This window comes from Vagococcus jeotgali (genome assembly GCF_035918315.1).
GTDB classification, from domain to species: Bacteria; Bacillota; Bacilli; order Lactobacillales; family Vagococcaceae; genus Vagococcus; species Vagococcus jeotgali.
In genome coordinates this window covers 93,546-112,252 of the sequence record NZ_CP142146.1, presented here as the reverse complement: position 1 = coordinate 112,252, position 18,707 = coordinate 93,546, and the positions used below count along the sequence as shown (strand labels likewise).

The following is an 18,707-nucleotide window of genomic DNA, read 5'->3' as shown; positions in this document are numbered from 1 at the left end:
CATCCTAAGTATAGCTTCATAGGTTGATTAGGAGGATAATATGGAAACAAAAGAAAATATCGAAGAGTTAATCAGAAACCTAGGTGAAATTCCAAATTCTAATTATTTTATAGCTGAAAAAAGCTGGCGACCTACCTTGCAATTAAGAGGAAGTGGGGCTTATCTTTGGGAGTATTTTAGTAGGAAATCTTATTTGTTGATTTTTACGAAAGACCAGTTGATATTATATGACTTGGTTAAACAATCCTTAGATGGAATTACATATATCCGAGAGTGTAATATAAACCGTGTAAGTAACCTACCATCCTAGGTAGTGGGTTGCTTCGCGGTTTTTCTTTTTTTACAATAGATTAAAGGAGTGGTAAGTCATGACAAAAAAGAAAAAAGATCAAAAATCAGCGAAGTTAGCTCAATCAATTATTGATGCCTATCAACCAGAATCGGTTGAAGACATGCAAGAAGCCCTAAAAGATGTTTTTGGACCGATGTTTGAAGCAATGCTTCGTGGAGAATTAGATAATCATTTAGGTTATGAGAATCAGTCAAGACAAGAAAAAGAAACTCAAAACAGACGGAATGGATATGGAAATAAAAAATTAAAAACAAGTTTTGGTGAATTAGACATTCAGGTTCCTAGAGATAGAGACGCTTCTTTTGAGCCAGAAATTATTCCTAAAAGAAGCAGAGACGTTTCAAGTATTGAAGGAAAAGTTCTTTCTATGTATGCCAAAGGCATGAGTCAACGAGATATTGCCTCGACAATTGAAGATATTTATGGTTTTACTATTTCTCATGATATGGTGTCGGATATCACAGATCAAATATTACCAGAACTTGAGGAATGGCAAATCAGACCTCTGGCCAAATGCTATGCCTTCTTGTTTGTCGATTGTATGTATGTCACTCTAAGAGAAAATTATGAAGTGAAAGAATGTGCGGTGTATACAATTCTTGGTTATGATTTAAAAGGAAATAAAGAAATTCTAGGTCTTTGGCTAAATCAAACAGAATCGAAAAATAGATGGATGCAGATTTTTGATGAGATTAAAGAGCGTGGCGTTGAAGATATTTTGTTTATTTCAATGGATGGTGTATCAGGGCTTGAAAATGGAGCCAAAGCTATTTTCCCAGGTGTTGTCGTTCAACGTTGTCTGGTCCATTTAGTTAGAAATGCCCTTCGTTATGTGCCAAGTAAAAGTTATAAAGAGGTTTGTAAGGATATGAAGTCTTTTTACAGTGCCTCCTCTTTAAAAGCGGCTCAAACAGCTTTTGATACCTTTCAAACAAAGTGGGCAGTCTATCCTGGAGCTATTGATGTTTGGAAAAGAAATTTCCACCATGTCGAACAATTATTTGATTACGGCTCAGCTATTCGAAAAATAATGTACACGACAAATGCTGTAGAAAGTGTTCACTCTAGTTTCCGCAAGGTAACTAAAAAAGGAGCTTTCCCTAATGAGAATGCCCTTCTTAAGCTATTATATCTTCGAGTGAAAGAACTTCAAAGTAAATGGGAAGGTGGGCATGTTCATAATTGGGCTATGGTGCTTAACCAATTAACGGTCAACGACTCTTTTTCAAAACGTGTCGAAAAATATAATCGTTACTAATCAAAATAAGTGAGACATATAAAATTTGACAACGAGTCTCTCGTCCTGCGATTTTTTATCGGGACAAGAGGTTTATTAAAAATACCCTCTTATTCCTAGAGATTATCACAGGACGACTCATTGTCAAATTGAGTTTCTATTTTTATTTTTAAAGAATTTACACACTTAACTTGACAAACCCAGTCAAAAGCCCTCAGAACTGTTCTGAGGGCTTTAAATATTTTCTAAGGTGATTTATCTGTCTTTTTCCCTTAAATACGTTAGAGTTTACATATTTGACGTTATGACAAGTTTACTTGATTCCTTTCTTACTTAATTCATCCATTAGTTGTTTTTCAAATAGATTAGCAAGTTCTGAATTATCAGAACTATGGTACACTTCCCAATTACCTAATAACTCTATGGTATCTATTTCTATTTCCCCAGGAATTAAAAATGATTTATTTAAGCTTTCTTTTAGTGAGTTTATTGTAGTGTTCATCAAGTCTAAAGAATTATCTATCCTACTGGGATTATCATAAATTGCGCCATGTTTTTTACAAAATAAAGCTTTAAATTCATTGAATTTACGACGAGTATTTCTTGAAAATTGAATGTCACCATTAATATTTTCTGAAAAATAAGGACTATTTACATAAAATCTAATTTGAAACTTTGGAATATCGTTATTTGCTCTAAATGATAAATCATAATCATAAACATCAAGTTCTGAATTGTTGTATATATTAAATTGCTCAACAATAATTTTGATAGTCATATCAGGAAGTCTCCTTAATTATATTATTTTTTTGAAGTATAACATTAAATAATATAATAAGTCAGTAGTTAACATAAAGTGGCATTATACCAAGTTGATAGCGTAAAATATTTTGTGTAAATAGAAATTTAGGGTAGAAAAAAAGAAAGTCCATTCTGTAAAATTAAAGTTACCACACAAAAATTTTATAGGAGGACTTTCTCATGAATAATTTTACTACAGAAATTATGGAAACACTAATCAATAAAGGTGATTTGGATGATTTGTTTCGCCATCATCTAGAGCTAGCTATTAATTCATTATTAAAAGCTGAACTGACAGCATTTCTTGACTATGAAAAATATGATAGATCTGGATTTAATTCAGGTAATTCCCGAAATGGGAATTATTCACGTTCATTTAAAACGGAGTATGGAGAACTAAATTTAGTAATCCCTAGAGATAGGAATGGTGAGTTTTCTCAACAAACATTACCTGCTTATAAAAGAACCAATGACTCTTTAGAAACGACTATTATTCAGCTATTTCAAAAAGGAATAACGATGTCTGAAATCTCTGATTTAATTGAAAAGATGTATGGTCATTATTACACGCCACAAACTATTTCAAACATAAGTAAAATTGTATCTGAAGATGTTTTAGCTTTTAAAGAAAGAACTTTAGAGGCTAAATACTCAGTTATTTTTATGGATGCTACTCATATTCCAGTAAAAAGGAAAACCGTAGCAAAAGAAGCTATTTACATAGTAATTGGTATCCGGTTAGATGGAACCAAAGAAGTTCTAGGATTTACTATTGCTCCAACTGAATCTGCCTACATTTGGAAAGAGATACTTCAAGACCTAAAAGACCGTGGTTTAGAAGAGGTTTTATTAGTTGTAACTGATGGTTTAAGCAGTATTCACGATAGCATCCATAGTGTCTATCCAAATGCTCAATTTCAACAATGTTGTGTTCATGTCTCTAGAAATATTGCTCATAAAGTTCGTGTTAAGGATAGAAAAGAAATCTGTGATGATTTTAAAACTGTCTATCAAGCTCTTTCAAAAGAGGAAGCAATTGAACAAGTAACTTTTATGACAGAAAAATGGAAAAAGCAGTATCCACGAGTTGTGAAGTTACTCATGAATCCTGCTATATTAACTTTCTATAACTTCCCGCCATCAATCAGAAGAACTATCTACTCAACTAACTTGATTGAGGGATTCAATAAACAGTTAAAAAAATATACAAAGAGAAAAGAACAATTTCCTAATGAAGAATCTCTGGAGAGATTCCTTGTTTCTCAGTTCAATGAATATAACCAAAAGTTTTTAGGTAGAGTGCATAAAGGATTTAAGGAAATTCAAGATACATTAGAATCAATGTTTTAACTTAAAATAATGGAATGGATTTTCCATTTACACATAATTCTTGACGCAACCAGAAAAGCAGAAGAAAAAGATATTGATAAGATTCATGAATGGTGGACTAATGGGAGTATAATGTCATCTGTCGGTTTTCCTAAGGGATTGGAAATAAACAAAAATGAAATTTACCAAGCTGTAAAAAAATATCAAGATACTGATAATTCTGAATTTTTGATTATTTTAAGTGAATCAGGAATAGAAATAGGAGAATTTGCATATTCTAAAATATCCAATGATACATACACTTTTGATATCAAAATAGGAGAATGTAGCTATCAAGGAAAAGGATATGGAAGAAAATCTCTTTTAGAAGGATTAAAAATAATTGAAACTCAAAACAATGTAAAAAGAATCGAAATAGGAGTAGCTCCTGAAAATTTTAAGGCATTGAATTTGTATAAATCAGTTGGATTTAAAACTATAAAAATAATAAATGATAATTGGAGAGATCAACTAGGTAAAATTCGTTCTACTGAAATACTTGAATTGGTTATTTAACGCATAGGTAGACATAATCTCTATTTAACCGTTACAGTCATACCAACGGTTTCAGACGATGAGATTGTGAAAACGCACTTGTCTACCCAAAATCAAAAAGCAGAACCTTGTTAAATCAAGGTTCTGCTTTTTTTTAGTTAGTGAAATTTATTTAGTTTCATTCGCTCTTACTGTTATTTTAATTCATTTAAAGTTATCAGTAACTTTAAATGAATTGTCTTTTTTATGATATACTAATCAACGGCAACTGCCCCTAAAGGGGGTGTCTAGATGTTAGAAAATTTAATCTCGTTGGTTATCGCACCACTTTTAGTGGGACTAATATTAATTTTAGTTGATCATTGGCTAGATGATTAGAAGATAATCAAGCAGTTGTCACTAGTTCCAACGCTGATTCGCAACAGCGAAAAGAAAAGCCACCCTACTCGCAATAGGGTGGCTTTTTGGTGTCTAAATGCTAGACATAATCTCGTTTCGCACTATTATTGTAACATAATTAGCTAATTTTGTAAGCTAATTATGTTAACGACTCATACCTCTTGAACGTTGCTTTGTTTGTGGCTGATGAGTTGAGCGTATTTCTTTATCAAGTTGTTTAACTCGATTCATGCTGAATCATTCTTCTAACTGCTTGTTTCTTAATTTTTCTCTTTTTTGAATACTAAAACGTCTTTCTTTTAGATTAGCAATATTTTTAATTAATCGCTCTTTTTCAATCGTTAATTCACGAGATTCTGTAATCAGTTTATCGTAGACAGGTTTATTTTTATTAACTTTATTTGTTAATTTCTCAATCTCGCTTATATTCTGTGCTTTTTCTTTAAATTGAATGAACTTGAAACGTTTTTGAGAGAGTGTGTGTAAATGGACTTCCCATTTTCGATAGAGTTTTATAGACGGTTGAAGTTCTTCTATCTTCTTTTTAAGAGTAGAGACTTGTCTCTCTTTAGCTTTAATTTCTTGATCAATAGGTTCTAGATCAAACTCTTTTAAAGCTTGGTCTGCTAAGGATTTATTGTATCTTAAACTAGAGTGAATCTCATCGATATTATAATTGTCTCCTAATTTAGCTCCTCTTGAAATTCGTTTTTTTCCGTTGGAATCAACAAAGGCATAACTAACACCCTTTCCTCTGAAACGAATATCTAAATTGTAATCAGTGGCTCTTTTTTTTAAACTTTCTAAGTCAACAGAATGTGGGTCATTTAAAACTAAAGTGATTCGTTCTCTAAGTTCATCTTTCCAAATAAAGTGACCTTTTTCTTTAGCCTTAATCTCTGAAATAGGCTTCGTATCAGCTTGTTCATAATAAATGACAGATAAATCATGTTTCTCGCAAATTTGATCGCTCAGTTCTCGTACTCGTTTGACATCAAATGATTGTTGGTACTTTAAACCAGTTTCAAAATCAACAGCATTTAAAACTAAGTGATTATGAATATGTTTTGTATCGTTGTGCATATAAATAGCTACTTGATAGTGTTTATCTTCAGAAATGGCTTGAGCAAATTCTATTCCTATGTCATTTGCTTGCTGTGGTGTAACTTCTCCAGGGGCGAATGACTGAATAAATAAATGAGCTTGAACACCGTCTGTTTTATCATAAACATGACGAACATGCTCCATTTGACCAATCGCATATTTGGGGTCTACATTGAGTCCATTCATGACAACAGCCTTGTTTTTAGCGTAATTAATGGCATTTGCACACGTTTTGGATGAACTTACCTTAACAGTCGCCATATATGATCTAACTCCTCCATATATCCCTTTTGATAAAATGATTGATTTTTCAGTTGAAAAACTAACACCTTTTCCCGAATATTGCTTAAGCTTTAAATATAATAAGATGTATTATTTCTACATTGAAAGTGACCAAACCTGTCTAGAAAGAATCTTTAATACTGAACAAGATTTTTCAATTTTCATTACCTACTAAATCATCACTTTTTAAATCTGTTTTAACTATTAACCTCCCGTAAAAATAATCAGTAAGTATGATTATTTTTACGGGAGGTTATTTTTTATTTTATAAAATTTTAAAGCAGCTAAAACTCATTTCTAGTATCCCTCTCAATATGAATTGGTAAATTAAACAAGCATAAAATATATCATTATTTAATTCAGAGGTTCTATCATTTCATTCTCATGTATAATCTGATTACTAAAAAATACTACTAGTATGATCGTCAAACAATAGTACAAATTATTTCTGTTCATTAAAAAAAATCCCTTTTTTAAAAAATAAAATTGCGCTTACCAGCAATAAGCCTATAATCTTAATAAAATTATTCTTATCTTCTGATGTTTTTAGTAATACTTTTTCTTGCGATTTAGTATTTTCTGTAACACTATTACTATCTTTAGATGTTTTTTGTACTCCTTTTCCCTGTGATTCATCTTCTTTTATAACATTTGATTGCCTCCTTTTTTATAATTTTACTATACCACGGAACGAAAACGCTAACAAAATAAGGCTAATTTATTGATTTAAATTAGCCTTATATGTATTAATCATTGATTTTATCAACATCTACAACAACCTTTAAAAAAATTGATGTTTTTTATCTCAAGTCACGTCTTTATCCAATATAATAGAAAATAAAGGGAATGGTATTTTAACTACAACTACTTATTTCAAAGTACAACCCCTACTCCCTTCCCTTCTTCTTGTCTTTCACCTTAACCTCGTCAGGTAAGATAATACTAAAGTTCTCTTTTTTTAAACCATCAATGAGAGCTTGAGTATAGTTTTCTTCTAAAATAATTTCTTGATGTAACTCTTTTGTCACTTCAGGGTCTGGCGTTGGAACGTTAGTAATAACCGGATTATCATTCGACATCTTAACTCACCTCCAAACAGACTAATATCTTACTCTTAGTATACGCTATTTCTATTTAAGAAACTAATTGAAACGCTTACGGATTCACTTTATATGTCTTAAACATGTCACCATAGCCATTTACAAAATGAATATCTGTCATCTCCGGGTACGAGAAAGGACTTATCTCGACACTTTCATTATTTTTAAAACTTAAATCAATCTTAGTACCTATTCTAAGCTCTACGATATTTGGATTATCTACTTTTTCATTCGTTGCATAGGAAGTAATGCTTTTATAAAATGGTAATTCCGTTGTTACCAGTAATTTATGATCTTTTGTCACACCAATCGATTCAATTTGATCTGACTTTGAAATAAATTGATTATTAGGACTCTGGAAGCTAATGAATAGAATCATTAATATTAAACATATGATACCTATCATCAGCCATTTGATTTTTTTAGTCTGTTTTTTTCTAATCTGAGTGTCCTCTGTAATTTTTTCTAAAACTTGGTTATCCTCTCGTAATAACTCATCTAAAGAAATACCGAATAAATCACTGATAGATACTAACATCTCTAAATCAGGATAATTCCTCCCAACTTCCCAACTAGATACAGCTGACCTTGAAACATTTAATTCTTTGGCTAATTGCTCTTGTGTCAGTTTTTTCTCATTACGGTATTTTTTAACAGTTTCAGCAATATTCATGATATAACTCCTCCTCCTCACTTTTATTATGACAATATATTTAAAAAAAGAAAAGACAGTACCAATATCATGACGATTTTTTTCTGACACATTTAGTATCATCCTGATATATCAAGGTTTTACCAACAAACAAATTGCCACAGAATATGAATATGATACTAAAAACTGGAAATCTTACTAAATGAGATCTTATTTTTTGAAAACGGCACGGATAGGATTTTCTAACTGGAATAAACATGATTTAGACTTAGCTGATAAACTCTGGGGAGACTCTGATGTTACTCAATTTATTTCAAAAAATGGTCACTACACAACACAAGCTATTGAATCTAGACTCAAGCGTGAGATAAAAAACCAGATGCTTTACAACGTTCAATATTTCCCCATCTTTTGTTTAGAAACACAATACTTGATTGGCTGTTGTGGTTTAGTCCCAGTTTCCAATCAAAAAAATACTTATGAATTAGGCTTTCATTTGCGAAAAAATTACTGGGAAAAGGACTTTTTTATGAAGCAAGTCAACCCATCATTGACTATAGTTTCACTAAGATCAATGTTGATACATTGAAGGCTGGACATCACCCTCTAAATGCCAACTCCAAATCATTATTATTAAAACTTGGCTTTCAATATGAAGAAGATCTCAAACTATTCATTGTCACAATCAAAGTAGCTCCCATATCAGCTACAATGGCTATCCAAAGTGTTAGCCAACCTGGAATAATCAGTAAAAGAGCAAGTAATTTAATCACTAGAGAGAATGTGATGTTTTGTTTAATAATTCTAAGTGTTTTACGACTTAACTTAATTAAAAATGGTAATTTCTCTAAATCATCACCCATCAACGCAATATCAGCTGTTTCTAGGGCTACATCAGTTCCAGCTGCCCCCATAGTAATCCCTACATCTGCTGTAGCTAAAGACGGGGCATCATTGATTCCGTCTCCAATCATGGCAACTTTTACTCTTTTAAAGAACCATGGGATGCCTTTTGGAATCAACGTTATGCTATGATCAAAGATATTGATGGAAATATCTTGAGTTTATTTGCTGATATACCCGTTAAAGATAACAGCATGTAATTAAGGTATTAAAAATTACAAATTTATAGCGATCTCTAAAAGTTAGATTTTGGGTCTAAATTTTAGAGGTCGCTATTTATATGTATAAATGATAAATTAACTATTTTAAAAAATGAATTAAACCGTCTCCGTGTCTTGATGGCCCAACTTTAATAGTAAATGTGTCACTCATCTCTGGAAACAATACCATTACCGTATCTTCCTTACCTTTTGATTTTATAAAATCTCGGTCATATGTAGCAAGTATCGTGTCTTGGTTGACTTTCTGGTTTTCAGTAACTTTGATCTGAAAACCCTCACCACCTAAATCGACTGTATCAATTCCAATATGAACCAAAACACTACAGTCCTTACCTTCAATCGTAATGGCATGTTTTGTTGGAAAAATATTCGTTACTACCCCAGTAATTGGTGAAAAAATAGTATCAGAATTTGGGATAACTGCAAATCCTGGCCCCATCATACCTTCTGAAAATACAGGGTCACTTACCTGATTAAGCTCAATAACTTCTCCATCAATTGGGCTTGTGACTTCTTCCTTTTTTTTCTTCTTAAATAAAGATAACATCATGATCTTCCTTTCGTTCTAAATGTAATAAAGATGATCAATAAACTAATCAAGCTAATGAAAATACACGAGCTCACGACCAGTATTTTTTCACCTAATGTTTGCTTTTCTTCTAAATATGGGAGTTGTCTTTCATAGAAAAAGACAATACCTGCACCAATGATATTGCCAGTAAGTATTTGTTGTGCCATCACAAACCATAAAAAATGACCTAACAAACCATTTTTACTACTCGAAATAGATTTCACATACAAGAACACAGCTAACTGAATGATAAGTAATGAACTAATTAAAACAGCGACATTTAATAATGGTGTGCTACGTAATAGATCACTTAAAGAAATATTATATTTGAATGTTGTCATGACAATATATAAATAAAAAGATAGAGGTACAATGACCCAGTAGGCTATTAATAGATTATTTAGGGTCTTCTTAGATAAACGAAACATGCTCATTCCTCCAGTAGTTTATAAGTTGTGTAAGAGCGAAATAAGAAATCTACTAAACAATGTAGGCTAATTAAAGACAAGGAATCATCTTTATCTATCCCAACTGAAAAAGGTGTGCAATAATAATTTAAATGATAGCTACTATTTCTAGCAAAATAATTATTTCCAGGTAAAGTGAAAGTAATGGTTTCAATCCCTCTAAATTTCAATGTCGTTAAATTCTCTTTAATCGCTGGTGTTTCACCACTAACTGAGGCGATAATGACACAATCTTCCCTGGTAATCATTGGCATGGCCATATCTAATTCTGTTTTATTTGGTAAAATTAAGACCCTCTTGCCTAAAGATAACATCATTTTAAAAAATTCCTCTAAAGGCTTTTTTTGCGAAAATCCTGTCGAGTAGCAATAAATCGTTTTACTATGATATAACAGCTCGTTAATAGGTAAAAAATCAACTGTTTTTAAAAAATTTAGTGTTTGAATAATATCTGAGAGTTGTTTGTCATAAATTTCACCATCATCAGGTTTAATATTAGTTTTTTCTGATTCTTGTCTCAAGTAATATTTAAATTCTGAAAAACCTGAGAAACCTAACTTTTTTGATAACCTTAAAACAGAAGACTTTGAAACATGTAATTTATCAGATAAACATGCGATACTGATATTTTGGACTTCCTTAGGATTTTCCATAATATATTGGATAATATCTTGCTCTAAATCACTCAAAGCATCTGCATGTTGATGGACTAATTGCTGTAAATTCATAAAATAACCTCCCCTTTATTTTCATTATACCCCAATCATAAAAGGGAGGTAGCACATTATTTTAATTCTGGCCAATATTCTTTATTGACTTCATATAAGTCGTCTAATAATTCTTTAGCTACACGTGCATTAGGTACAATTTTAGATAACGTTAATGCTTGCCATAATTTTTGATATGAGCCTTCTGCCCAAGCTTCTACAACTAACTTTTCAACAGCAACTTGTTGTTCCATCAGACCTTTTTGGAATGTTGGAATCTTACCTTGTGTCAATGGTTCTGGCCCATTAGCTCCAACAATACATGGTACCTCCACCATAGCTGTCTCATCAAAATTCACAATAGCTCCTTCATTGGGTACAATCAATAACATTCTTTCATGTGTATTATAAGCAATCGCGCGAGCTAGATCGACAATATAGCTAGCATGTTCATCAATCTCAAGCGTCGTATCTTTTGTACTACCTAATTTGGTAATTTGATTACACTCACCAAAAACATGTTTCTCTCTTCCTGCCATAACTTCATTAGCACGAGTATAGTCTGGATTTGAATGGCTCACTTCATCTTGAGGGAATAAATAATATTTTAAATAAGTATTTGGTAGCGTATCTGGATCGACTGCGTAGACTTCACGAGCCTTAGCAAACGTATGTGCCCAACTCTCATCCACATGTTGTGCGCCTTCTAAACTTTCTTTCATTGCATAACCATATTTTGATACATGTTCTTTAATTTGAGGCATTAGATCATTACCCGCTAAATCACGAATATCTGTCCACCAACCAAAATGATTTAACCCGTAATAACGAATGACCATCTCTTTACGTGATTTCAAGCCAATTGCTTTAGCCATTAACTCTTCAATACCCACTGGCATATCACAAATATTAATAATTTTAGATTCTGGTCTTAATTTTCTAGTTGCTTCTGCTACAATTGCTGCAGGATTTGAATAATTTAACATCCATGCATCTGGAGAATACTCTTCCATATAGTCTAGAATTTCAAGAACACCACCAATTGAGCGCATACCATAAGCAATCCCACCAGGACCACATGTTTCCTGACCTACCACACCATATTTTAATGGAATTTTCTCATCCATTTCACGCATCGCATATAACCCAACACGAATATGTGCCATCACAAAGTCTACATCAGTAAAAGCTGTTTTAGGATCAGTGGTTGATACAAAATTAATATCTGGCGCTTTTTCTTTAATTAAAATCTCACAAGCATCTGCAATTTGTTTTTGTCTTTCTGGGTTATTATCATAAAATTTAATTTGACGAATAGGAAATCTATCTAAATTATCTAACAACATTAATACAATCCCTGGAGTAAACGTACTTCCGCCACCTGCAACTACGATTGAAAATTTCTTCATTTTAATTCTCTCCTCTTAATTTATTATATATTTATTTTATTAACCTAATAATTTTTCAAACTGCTCTCTTACTTGAGGAACAGATAAACCAACAATAACTTGAAGGGCTTTTCCATTACGAACAACCCCGTGGGCACCACCTTCTCTAAACAAAGCATCATTGCCGACTAAACTATCATCGTGAACAGTCACTCTTAACCTAGTCGCACAATTAGTCACTTTTTCAATATTATCAGCCCCACCTAAAGCTTCTAGATAAATAGCAGCCTTATCTAAATACTGATTTGTCTCACCGCTGACTGCAGATGTAGTATTTCCTTTTTGATTAGCTTGTTTTTCTTTGTAATCTTTTTTAGTGAATAATTGAACGCCTTCTTTTTCTAATTCTCTACCTGGTGTTGGTAAGTCCATCTTGATTATCAAAAATCTAAAGATAAAGAAATAAATAGCCGAGAACAATAATCCTATAATTAATTGTGTAAATATCTCTACTTTATGATTAGCAAATAATGGAATCCAGTTTTTAGCTAGTAAATCTAAGAAACCACCACCCATATCACCAACAACACCAAAGGCATACATCGTTGCAGCCATTAACGCTGACAAGAGTGCATGTATCACAAATAACAATGGTGAAATAAATAAGAATGTAAATTCTAATGGTTCAGTAATCCCAGCTAAAAAGGCTGTTAGTGTAACTGGTACTAGAATAGATAATACTTTTTGCTTATTTTCTTTTAAAGATGTTGCGTAAAATGCTGCAGCAATACCTAATGAACCAAACATTTTACCATTTCCATGAAGAGCAAACCCACCTTCAGGGAACAATTCTTTAAGCGGTGTTGTCATAGAAGCATACTCGTTTAAATGACCTATCCATGCTTTTGTGATTCCCTCTGGTACAACAGCTGGACCATAAACAAATGGCGAATAAACAAAGTGATGCAAGCCTGTTGGAATAAGTATCCGCTCTAAGAAAGTGTAAATAAATACTCCGATGACACCAGCATTGGCTAAGAAAACTTGTGTGGAGTTAATCCCCATTTGAAGTTTCGGCCAAAAGAATGCTGTGATAAATGCAATGGGTAACATCACGAAAAATCCGATAATCACAACTAAAGATGATCCTTGGAAAATTCCTAGAAAATCTGGTAATTTCGTGTCGAAGAACCGATTATGGATATAGACGACCAAACCAGAAATAACAATTGCACCAATAATTCCTGTATCAAGTGTCTTAATACCTGCAATCATTTTCAAACCACTAACTCCGCCTACCTCTTGAGTGAAATCCACTCCAAAAAATGAACCAAAATATTCCAACATACCACTGACGAAGTATTGGAAAGTTAGATAAATGACGAAAGCCTCCATGACTGCTCTTGCATTCGCTTTTTTAGCAAGACCAATTGGTAAACCAATCACAAATAATAATTCCATTTGGTTAAAAACTGTCCAGGCTCCATTCTCAATAATGGACCAACTATTAAACCAAACTGTTCCATCGTTAGCGATACTTCCAACTAGCAATGGATTTTTACAAATAATAGCCAGTGATACCATCAAACCTGAAAATGAGAATAAAAGAACAGGTGTAAACATTGCACCACCAAACCGTTGAACTTTTTCCATCATATTTATGTGCAACCCCTTTCATTTGTTGATATACAAAATATATATCTAAAACGCTTTCTATTCAATATGTGACACGCCTTTAGAAATTAATATCATTTACTAGATACTTAGTGTCAAAGGCTGGGAAAAATTCCATCATTTCTAAAGAAGTGGGGTTAGCTTGATTAACTTATAATAAACCTTGCTTATTTTTACTATTTAACATAATATGGAGGTAAACAATTTAGAAAAAAGGTGACAAGATGGGATTTATTTACGCTATTATCATTATTATCGCAAATAGTATTGGAGCTATTTCTGGTATGGGAGGCGGGGTAATTATCAAACCTCTTTTTGATTTAATTAATTTTCACCCTCTCTATGCTATTTCTTTTTATTCAAGTGTCGCTGTTTTGACCATGTCTGTTATATCCACATATAAGCAAGTTAAAAATGGGATCAACATTAATTGGTCTAACGCATTACTTCTATCATTAGGATCAGTTTTAGGAGGGATCACAGGCAATATTGCTTTTGACTTTTTACTTCATCTCTTTCAAAGTGATAAAGAAGTACAACTTATACAGATCATTTTAACTGTGATTACTCTTTTATTTTCCTATTTTTATAGTGTCTCTCACTGGAAAAATTATTCTTTATCAAATCCCTTAGTACTTATTTTGATTGGATGGTTTCTTGGCTTTTTAGCTAGTCTTCTAGGTATTGGTGGTGGGCCAATTAATGTGGCTATTTTGATGATGCTATTTAGTTTTCCTATCAAAGATGCGACTGTTTACTCAATTATTATTATATTCTTTTCTCAATTAGCTAAGATTTTAACGATTATTTTAGGTGGGTCTTTGGTAGGATACGATTTGACTATGCTCTACTACATTATTCCTTCAGCTATCATTGGTGGTTTTTTAGGAGCGAGTTTAAGCGGGAGATTACCAGATTCTATAGTGAGACATATTTATCAAGGCGTTATTATTTTTGTATTAGTTGTTAATTTGTATAATGGTTGGCAGTTGATTTTTTAAATTAAAAACCTATAAAATCTATCGAAGTGTAGTGAACGCTAAAAGTTAGACCTTTTCGGAGTAGAGAAATCTACTCCTTTTTTATGTTCTTACATTGCCATTTTTAGCCGAAAATTAATGGTCGCAAGAAGATCGGTTAATTTGAATTTTCTTCGGAGGCTAAAGATGATGGACGAGATAGTTTCATTCGTTGTTTTTCTTCCTGCTTTCTTAGCTTCCTCAATTCTTTTAAATAAGCATTCTCTATTTCTAGCGTAAGTAACTGTGATTCTAATTCTTTAATTTTAGCTTTATCTGATTTGGTTAAATCATTCGTTTTATCTTTAGACATTTTTGGTGGACGACCTTTCATTCTAGAAAGCCCATCGATCCCTTTTTCTTTAAATTGCCTTAACCAATTCGCGATAAGAGAAAAGTTGTTCATATTTAAGGCATTAGCGGTTTCTTGATAGGTTTTCTTACTTGATAGATATAACTCTATCGCATTTAATTTAAATTGAATAGAGTAAGTTTTATCTTTTTTAACAGTGGGTAAGTTACCCTTGACTAGACAGAAAAATTAAGGTGTGATAATTATAAGAAAACACACTGGAAGAATTTTTCATGTCAAAACGAATAAGACGTACTTTTACCAAAGAATTTAAGCAACAAATGGTTGATCTTTATCGAGCTGGAAAGCCACGTATAGATATTATTAGAGAATACGAGTTAACACCTTCAGCATTTGATAAGTGGATTCGTCAATCAACGCAATCTGATTCTTTTAGCGAAAAAGATAATTTGGCTGATGAACAAAGAGAGCTAAAAGAAATGCGAAAAAAATTAAAAACGTTAGAAATGGAAAATGATATTTTAAAGCAAGCAGCGCTGATATTTGGACGAAAAGACAAGTAATTACTGACAATAAACATAAATATTCCATATCAGCGATGTGTCATTGTTTAGGCATTTCAAGAGCAACTTACTACTATAAAAATAAAGAAAAATTAGTGGATCCCGCTATTGAATTATCAGTGGTAGAAGCTTTTTATGATAACCGTCAAAGTTATGGAACAAGACGATTAAAAAAATCACTTCAAGACAAAAATATTCAACTTTCTAGGAAAAAGATTAAACAAATTATGACTAAATTTAATTTGCATTCTACGTATACATTAGCTTATTTTAAGGTTTATTCAGGTTTATTCAGGTTCATCCAATCAATCATTGACTCCAAACAAATTAAATCGACTATTTACAGCTAGTCGACCTGAATAGGTTACACTTAGTTGAACAATAAAGATAAGGTGTTTATACTTAATAAAAAACAAAGTAGGAGCTTATTTCATGACAACTAACAGAAAACCAAGACGGACCTTCAAAGAATCATTTAAGAAACAAATGGTGGAACTGTATAAATCAGGAAAACCTAGAAAAGATATTTTAAGAGAATATGACCTGACACCATCAACCTTTGATAAATGGGTAAAACAATATAACCAGTCAGGATCATTCAAAGAGAAAGATAATTTGACACCAGAAGAAAAAGAGTTGCGTGAATGACGAAAACTAAATAAAGAACTGATGATGGAGAATGATATTTTAAAGCAAGCGGCGCTGATATTCGGACGAAAGTAGAAGTTGTTAGGGAAAACAAAAAGAAGTATAGTGTATCAGCGATGTGTCGAAAATTAGAAATTTCTCGTGGGGCTTATTATTATGAAGTCAAAAGAAAAAAATCAGAAGCTATTGTTGAAAAAGCAGTCATTGAGTCATTTACAGATAGCCGTAACTCCTATGGAGCAAGAAGAATTAAAGATGATTTAAACGATCAAGGATTAATTGTTTCAAGAAGAAGGATACGACGAATCATGAATAAGTTTAATTTCATTTCAAGCTACACAACACTGAAATTTAAGCCTCAAGCAACGAGTAAAAATGAACAGAAAATCGATAATGTTTTATCACGTCAATTTGATAAAATGCAACCTATGGAAGCTTTAGTGACAGATTTAACCTATGTTAAAGTAGGCAAAAAGTGGCATTATGTCTGCTTTATTCTCGATTTGTTCAACCTAGAAATAGTTGGGCATTCTAGTGGTCCTAACAAATCTGTGGATCTTGTGTTACAGGCAATCGGAACGATTAAACAGCCATTAGATGATGTTGAAATTTTTCATACAGACCGAGGAAAAGAATTTGATAACCAAAGTATTGATGAATTATTGGATGTGTTTCAGATAAAATGATCTTTATCACGTCCTGGTTGTTCCTATGACAACGCTGTGGCAGAAGCAACCTATCGAGCTTTTAAAATTGAGTTTATTTACCAACAATCTTTTGACTCATTGTTTGAACTACAATATGAGTTAATGGATTATGTCAATTGGTGGAACAAGTTTAGAAAACATGGCAAGCTTGGCTATCAATCCCCGATTAATTACCGTTTAGATTGGGAGTTGAAACAGGCTATTTAGCAGAACATAGAATAACTATCTAAATAAAATAAAGACCTTATAATTTTTGTACAGAAAAGTGTTGCCAATTCAGAGTAACTAACATCATCTCTAAGATACTCTTGGACAACCTTAACCTTAAAGTTATAATCATATTTTGTCATAAAAATACACCCCTAAAGTTAGATTTTTTGGTCTAACTTTAGGGGTGCACTACATAAAGTCTCTTTTTTAAGTATAAAATATTCTTGTCATCACTTCTCTTTTTCAAAAACCACATTGTAATTTTTCGAGATACTATTTATTAATTTGTTTTCCTCATCATTACTTTCATATTGAGAAATTGTTAAAACATGTTGTCCTGGTGTAACTGCAAAAACCATATTAGATAGAGGAATACTAATATTTTTAGCATCATTTTTCCTTCGCTCTATCAAAATATCATCAACATAAATGAATAAATCGTCTTCTAAAAAACCTGATAATTTAACATCGATGACTACATGTTCTACATCTTCATTTTTAATGATGACTTCAGGGTTATCTGGAGTAACTTTAAACTCGAAATTAGCAGATCCGATACTAGTACTGATATTATCTTTTGTAGTTTCTGGTAAAAAATAATCATTTTTAGAGACAGAGTCCTCTAAATAACTTTCTTCCTTTTTACCGCTAATTTTACATGCACTTAATAAAGTAAAGCAAACTAATATCATTAATACATTTCCCAAAGGCTTTAGCATTCACATTTACTCCTATCAGCAATGATTAATAATTTTTGATATGTATCATTATAAAATTCCTGATTATAATGTACATAGAATAGCCCCCACTTATGAAAAGGGTCACCATAATAAGTATTCATATCAAAATCAATTGAATCTAAATTATATTTTTCAATCGCATATGTATCAAATAAATTCCAAATAATATTAAAACGATCAATATGAAATGCTTTCCACTTATCATCCGTAACATCTGAGATAGTAACCATCTTATCCTTCTTGCTATCTAGATACCGATTAACGAACTTTGCCTTATTAATAATAATTTTAGTCTTCGGACAGTATTCATTAATAAACACCATAAATAGATCAAAATAGTTTTTCCATAACTCAATAAATTCAAGCGAATTATTGTATACTGAATACTCTTTACCTATTTCTAACTCACGATAACAACCTAATTTCTTGTACTGCCATAACTTATTTGTAATATAGCTGCCACTTTTTTCTTCAACTGTTCCGTAAAAAGCATCTGTATAAAAATCTATCAACAAAAACTCTGGTGGATTATACTTCAATTCTTCTAAGTAATTTTTATTTAAGTCTCGTTGAAAATTGTGTTTATAAAACGTCGTTATATCACCTGAAATATCTGATAGATTTTTTGACAAGGGAGGGGACATTAAAGATATTATACTCATATGCTGTTGGTCACTTAATACTTCAAATTGTGCATCGTAATTACTAACAAAATGGCTGTTGAATAAATCTCTAGAAACACAACTACCCAAAATAGATATACTATATTTAGACACTGTCATCACC

The 18,707-nt window shown here is 32.0% G+C and carries 19 protein-coding genes and 5 pseudogenes; 11 read left to right on the top strand and 13 right to left on the bottom strand.

Going from position 1 to position 18,707, the window contains the following annotated elements; genetic code table 11:
• Positions 1-40: 40 nt before the first annotated feature.
• Positions 41-310: a hypothetical protein gene (locus VSF34_RS00720; RefSeq protein WP_326717223.1), complete on the top strand. Its 270-nt coding sequence runs from the start codon at positions 41-43 to the stop codon at positions 308-310.
• A 58-nt stretch (positions 311-368) separates the two neighbouring features.
• The gene (locus tag VSF34_RS00715; RefSeq protein ID WP_227258472.1) at positions 369-1,610 is read left to right on the top strand and encodes an IS256 family transposase; all 1,242 of its coding nucleotides are present in this window, start codon (positions 369-371) and stop codon (positions 1,608-1,610) included.
• A 292-nt stretch (positions 1,611-1,902) separates the two neighbouring features.
• Here VSF34_RS00715 and VSF34_RS00710 read toward each other — a convergent pair whose 3' ends face one another.
• On the bottom strand, positions 1,903-2,367 hold the full coding sequence (locus VSF34_RS00710) for a hypothetical protein (RefSeq protein WP_326717222.1): 465 nt from the start codon (positions 2,365-2,367) through the stop codon (positions 1,903-1,905).
• Between the two features lie 203 nt (positions 2,368-2,570).
• Here VSF34_RS00710 and VSF34_RS00705 point away from each other — a divergent pair, with 203 nt between their 5' ends.
• The 3 genes from VSF34_RS00705 to VSF34_RS00695 all read left to right on the top strand — a co-directional run bounded on the left by VSF34_RS00705 (position 2,571) and on the right by VSF34_RS00695 (position 4,631).
• Positions 2,571-3,740 (top strand): IS256 family transposase, encoded by a 1,170-nt coding sequence (locus VSF34_RS00705; protein ID WP_326717221.1) that lies wholly within the window; start codon positions 2,571-2,573, stop codon positions 3,738-3,740.
• 9 nt (positions 3,741-3,749) lie between these two features.
• On the top strand, positions 3,750-4,274 hold the full coding sequence (locus tag VSF34_RS00700) for a GNAT family N-acetyltransferase (RefSeq protein WP_326717220.1): 525 nt from the start codon (positions 3,750-3,752) through the stop codon (positions 4,272-4,274).
• A 270-nt stretch (positions 4,275-4,544) separates the two neighbouring features.
• Positions 4,545-4,631, top strand: a complete 87-nt coding sequence (locus tag VSF34_RS00695) for a type I toxin-antitoxin system Fst family toxin (protein ID WP_311873828.1) — start codon at positions 4,545-4,547, stop codon at positions 4,629-4,631.
• A gap of 258 nt (positions 4,632-4,889) precedes the next feature.
• Here VSF34_RS00695 and VSF34_RS00690 read toward each other — a convergent pair whose 3' ends face one another.
• The 3 genes from VSF34_RS00690 to VSF34_RS00680 form a co-directional block, all read right to left on the bottom strand.
• On the bottom strand, positions 4,890-6,017 hold the full coding sequence (locus tag VSF34_RS00690) for a relaxase/mobilization nuclease domain-containing protein (RefSeq protein WP_326717219.1): 1,128 nt from the start codon (positions 6,015-6,017) through the stop codon (positions 4,890-4,892).
• A 908-nt stretch (positions 6,018-6,925) separates the two neighbouring features.
• On the bottom strand, positions 6,926-7,117 hold the full coding sequence (locus VSF34_RS00685; RefSeq protein WP_326717218.1) for a hypothetical protein: 192 nt from the start codon (positions 7,115-7,117) through the stop codon (positions 6,926-6,928).
• Positions 7,118-7,193: 76 nt separating this feature from the next.
• On the bottom strand, positions 7,194-7,811 hold the full coding sequence (locus VSF34_RS00680) for a helix-turn-helix domain-containing protein (RefSeq protein WP_326717217.1): 618 nt from the start codon (positions 7,809-7,811) through the stop codon (positions 7,194-7,196).
• Between the two features lie 181 nt (positions 7,812-7,992).
• Here VSF34_RS00680 and VSF34_RS00675 point away from each other — a divergent pair.
• Positions 7,993-8,381, top strand: a pseudogene (locus tag VSF34_RS00675) (GNAT family N-acetyltransferase); the annotation flags it as partial.
• A 56-nt stretch (positions 8,382-8,437) separates the two neighbouring features.
• On the opposite strand, the pseudogene VSF34_RS00670 reads toward VSF34_RS00675, so the two are convergent.
• A pseudogene (locus VSF34_RS00670) lies at positions 8,438-8,773 on the bottom strand (HAD-IC family P-type ATPase); the annotation flags it as partial.
• 3 nt (positions 8,774-8,776) lie between these two features.
• On the opposite strand from VSF34_RS00670, the pseudogene VSF34_RS00665 reads away from it, so the two are divergent.
• A pseudogene (locus VSF34_RS00665) lies at positions 8,777-8,893 on the top strand (VOC family protein); the annotation flags it as partial.
• Between the two features lie 100 nt (positions 8,894-8,993).
• Here VSF34_RS00665 and VSF34_RS00660 read toward each other — a convergent pair.
• From VSF34_RS00660 to VSF34_RS00640, 5 genes are read right to left on the bottom strand one after another with little or no spacing between them, the layout of a single operon-like run.
• On the bottom strand, positions 8,994-9,461 hold the full coding sequence (locus VSF34_RS00660) for a PTS sugar transporter subunit IIA (RefSeq protein WP_326717215.1): 468 nt from the start codon (positions 9,459-9,461) through the stop codon (positions 8,994-8,996).
• Positions 9,461-9,913 (bottom strand): hypothetical protein, encoded by a 453-nt coding sequence (locus tag VSF34_RS00655; protein WP_326717214.1) that lies wholly within the window; start codon positions 9,911-9,913, stop codon positions 9,461-9,463. Before VSF34_RS00655 ends, VSF34_RS00660 begins: the two co-directional genes overlap by 1 nt.
• Before the next feature lie 2 nt (positions 9,914-9,915).
• Positions 9,916-10,680, bottom strand: a complete 765-nt coding sequence (locus tag VSF34_RS00650; protein WP_326717213.1) for a MurR/RpiR family transcriptional regulator — start codon at positions 10,678-10,680, stop codon at positions 9,916-9,918.
• A gap of 56 nt (positions 10,681-10,736) precedes the next feature.
• On the bottom strand, positions 10,737-12,074 hold the full coding sequence (locus tag VSF34_RS00645) for a 6-phospho-alpha-glucosidase (protein ID WP_326717984.1): 1,338 nt from the start codon (positions 12,072-12,074) through the stop codon (positions 10,737-10,739).
• 33 nt (positions 12,075-12,107) lie between these two features.
• The gene (locus VSF34_RS00640; RefSeq protein ID WP_326717212.1) at positions 12,108-13,703 is read right to left on the bottom strand and encodes an alpha-glucoside-specific PTS transporter subunit IIBC; all 1,596 of its coding nucleotides are present in this window, start codon (positions 13,701-13,703) and stop codon (positions 12,108-12,110) included.
• Positions 13,704-13,945: 242 nt separating this feature from the next.
• Between VSF34_RS00640 and VSF34_RS00635 the strand changes: the two genes are divergently transcribed.
• Positions 13,946-14,722: a sulfite exporter TauE/SafE family protein gene (locus VSF34_RS00635; protein WP_326717211.1), complete on the top strand. Its 777-nt coding sequence runs from the start codon at positions 13,946-13,948 to the stop codon at positions 14,720-14,722.
• A 136-nt stretch (positions 14,723-14,858) separates the two neighbouring features.
• Here the strand turns inward: VSF34_RS00635 and VSF34_RS00630 are convergent, their stop codons facing one another.
• Positions 14,859-15,203, bottom strand: a complete 345-nt coding sequence (locus VSF34_RS00630) for a helix-turn-helix domain-containing protein (protein ID WP_326717983.1) — start codon at positions 15,201-15,203, stop codon at positions 14,859-14,861.
• Positions 15,204-15,325: 122 nt separating this feature from the next.
• Here VSF34_RS00630 and VSF34_RS09930 point away from each other — a divergent pair.
• The 3 genes and pseudogenes from VSF34_RS09930 to VSF34_RS00620 form a co-directional block, all read left to right on the top strand.
• Positions 15,326-15,607 (top strand): annotated as a pseudogene (locus VSF34_RS09930) (transposase); the annotation flags it as partial.
• Positions 15,608-15,651: 44 nt separating this feature from the next.
• Positions 15,652-15,966 carry an IS3 family transposase gene (locus tag VSF34_RS09925; RefSeq protein WP_370659259.1) on the top strand — a complete coding sequence of 105 codons (315 nt, stop codon included), beginning with the start codon at positions 15,652-15,654 and terminating at the stop codon, positions 15,964-15,966.
• Between the two features lie 82 nt (positions 15,967-16,048).
• Positions 16,049-17,178 (top strand): annotated as a pseudogene (locus VSF34_RS00620) (IS3 family transposase).
• Positions 17,179-17,411: 233 nt separating this feature from the next.
• Here the strand turns inward: VSF34_RS00620 and VSF34_RS00615 are convergent.
• Together VSF34_RS00615 and VSF34_RS00610 are read right to left on the bottom strand one after the other, a co-directional pair.
• On the bottom strand, positions 17,412-17,900 hold the full coding sequence (locus tag VSF34_RS00615) for a hypothetical protein (protein WP_326717210.1): 489 nt from the start codon (positions 17,898-17,900) through the stop codon (positions 17,412-17,414).
• Positions 17,894-18,703 (bottom strand): DUF6270 domain-containing protein, encoded by an 810-nt coding sequence (locus VSF34_RS00610; RefSeq protein WP_326717209.1) that lies wholly within the window; start codon positions 18,701-18,703, stop codon positions 17,894-17,896. Before VSF34_RS00610 ends, VSF34_RS00615 begins: the two co-directional genes overlap by 7 nt.
• Positions 18,704-18,707: the final 4 nt, after the last annotated feature.

What these genes read in the sequence shown, in the direction of transcription:
- VSF34_RS00615 (WP_326717210.1), bottom strand. Translation starts at nt 17,900, where the DNA reads ATGCTAAAGCCTTTGGGAAATGTATTAATGATATTAGTTTGCTTTACT.
- VSF34_RS00660 (WP_326717215.1), bottom strand. Translation starts at nt 9,461, where the DNA reads ATGTTATCTTTATTTAAGAAGAAAAAAAAGGAAGAAGTCACAAGCCCA.
- VSF34_RS00720 (WP_326717223.1), top strand. Translation starts at nt 41, where the DNA reads ATGGAAACAAAAGAAAATATCGAAGAGTTAATCAGAAACCTAGGTGAA.
- VSF34_RS00700 (WP_326717220.1), top strand. Translation starts at nt 3,750, where the DNA reads ATGGAATGGATTTTCCATTTACACATAATTCTTGACGCAACCAGAAAA.
- VSF34_RS00655 (WP_326717214.1), bottom strand. Translation starts at nt 9,913, where the DNA reads ATGTTTCGTTTATCTAAGAAGACCCTAAATAATCTATTAATAGCCTAC.
- VSF34_RS00680 (WP_326717217.1), bottom strand. Translation starts at nt 7,811, where the DNA reads ATGAATATTGCTGAAACTGTTAAAAAATACCGTAATGAGAAAAAACTG.
- VSF34_RS00635 (WP_326717211.1), top strand. Translation starts at nt 13,946, where the DNA reads ATGGGATTTATTTACGCTATTATCATTATTATCGCAAATAGTATTGGA.
- VSF34_RS00640 (WP_326717212.1), bottom strand. Translation starts at nt 13,703, where the DNA reads ATGATGGAAAAAGTTCAACGGTTTGGTGGTGCAATGTTTACACCTGTT.
- VSF34_RS00650 (WP_326717213.1), bottom strand. Translation starts at nt 10,680, where the DNA reads ATGAATTTACAGCAATTAGTCCATCAACATGCAGATGCTTTGAGTGAT.
- VSF34_RS09925 (WP_370659259.1), top strand. Translation starts at nt 15,652, where the DNA reads ATGTGTCATTGTTTAGGCATTTCAAGAGCAACTTACTACTATAAAAAT.
- VSF34_RS00710 (WP_326717222.1), bottom strand. Translation starts at nt 2,367, where the DNA reads ATGACTATCAAAATTATTGTTGAGCAATTTAATATATACAACAATTCA.
- VSF34_RS00610 (WP_326717209.1), bottom strand. Translation starts at nt 18,703, where the DNA reads ATGACAGTGTCTAAATATAGTATATCTATTTTGGGTAGTTGTGTTTCT.
- VSF34_RS00690 (WP_326717219.1), bottom strand. Translation starts at nt 6,017, where the DNA reads ATGGCGACTGTTAAGGTAAGTTCATCCAAAACGTGTGCAAATGCCATT.
- VSF34_RS00705 (WP_326717221.1), top strand. Translation starts at nt 2,571, where the DNA reads ATGAATAATTTTACTACAGAAATTATGGAAACACTAATCAATAAAGGT.
- VSF34_RS00715 (WP_227258472.1), top strand. Translation starts at nt 369, where the DNA reads ATGACAAAAAAGAAAAAAGATCAAAAATCAGCGAAGTTAGCTCAATCA.
- VSF34_RS00695 (WP_311873828.1), top strand. Translation starts at nt 4,545, where the DNA reads ATGTTAGAAAATTTAATCTCGTTGGTTATCGCACCACTTTTAGTGGGA.
- VSF34_RS00685 (WP_326717218.1), bottom strand. Translation starts at nt 7,117, where the DNA reads ATGTCGAATGATAATCCGGTTATTACTAACGTTCCAACGCCAGACCCT.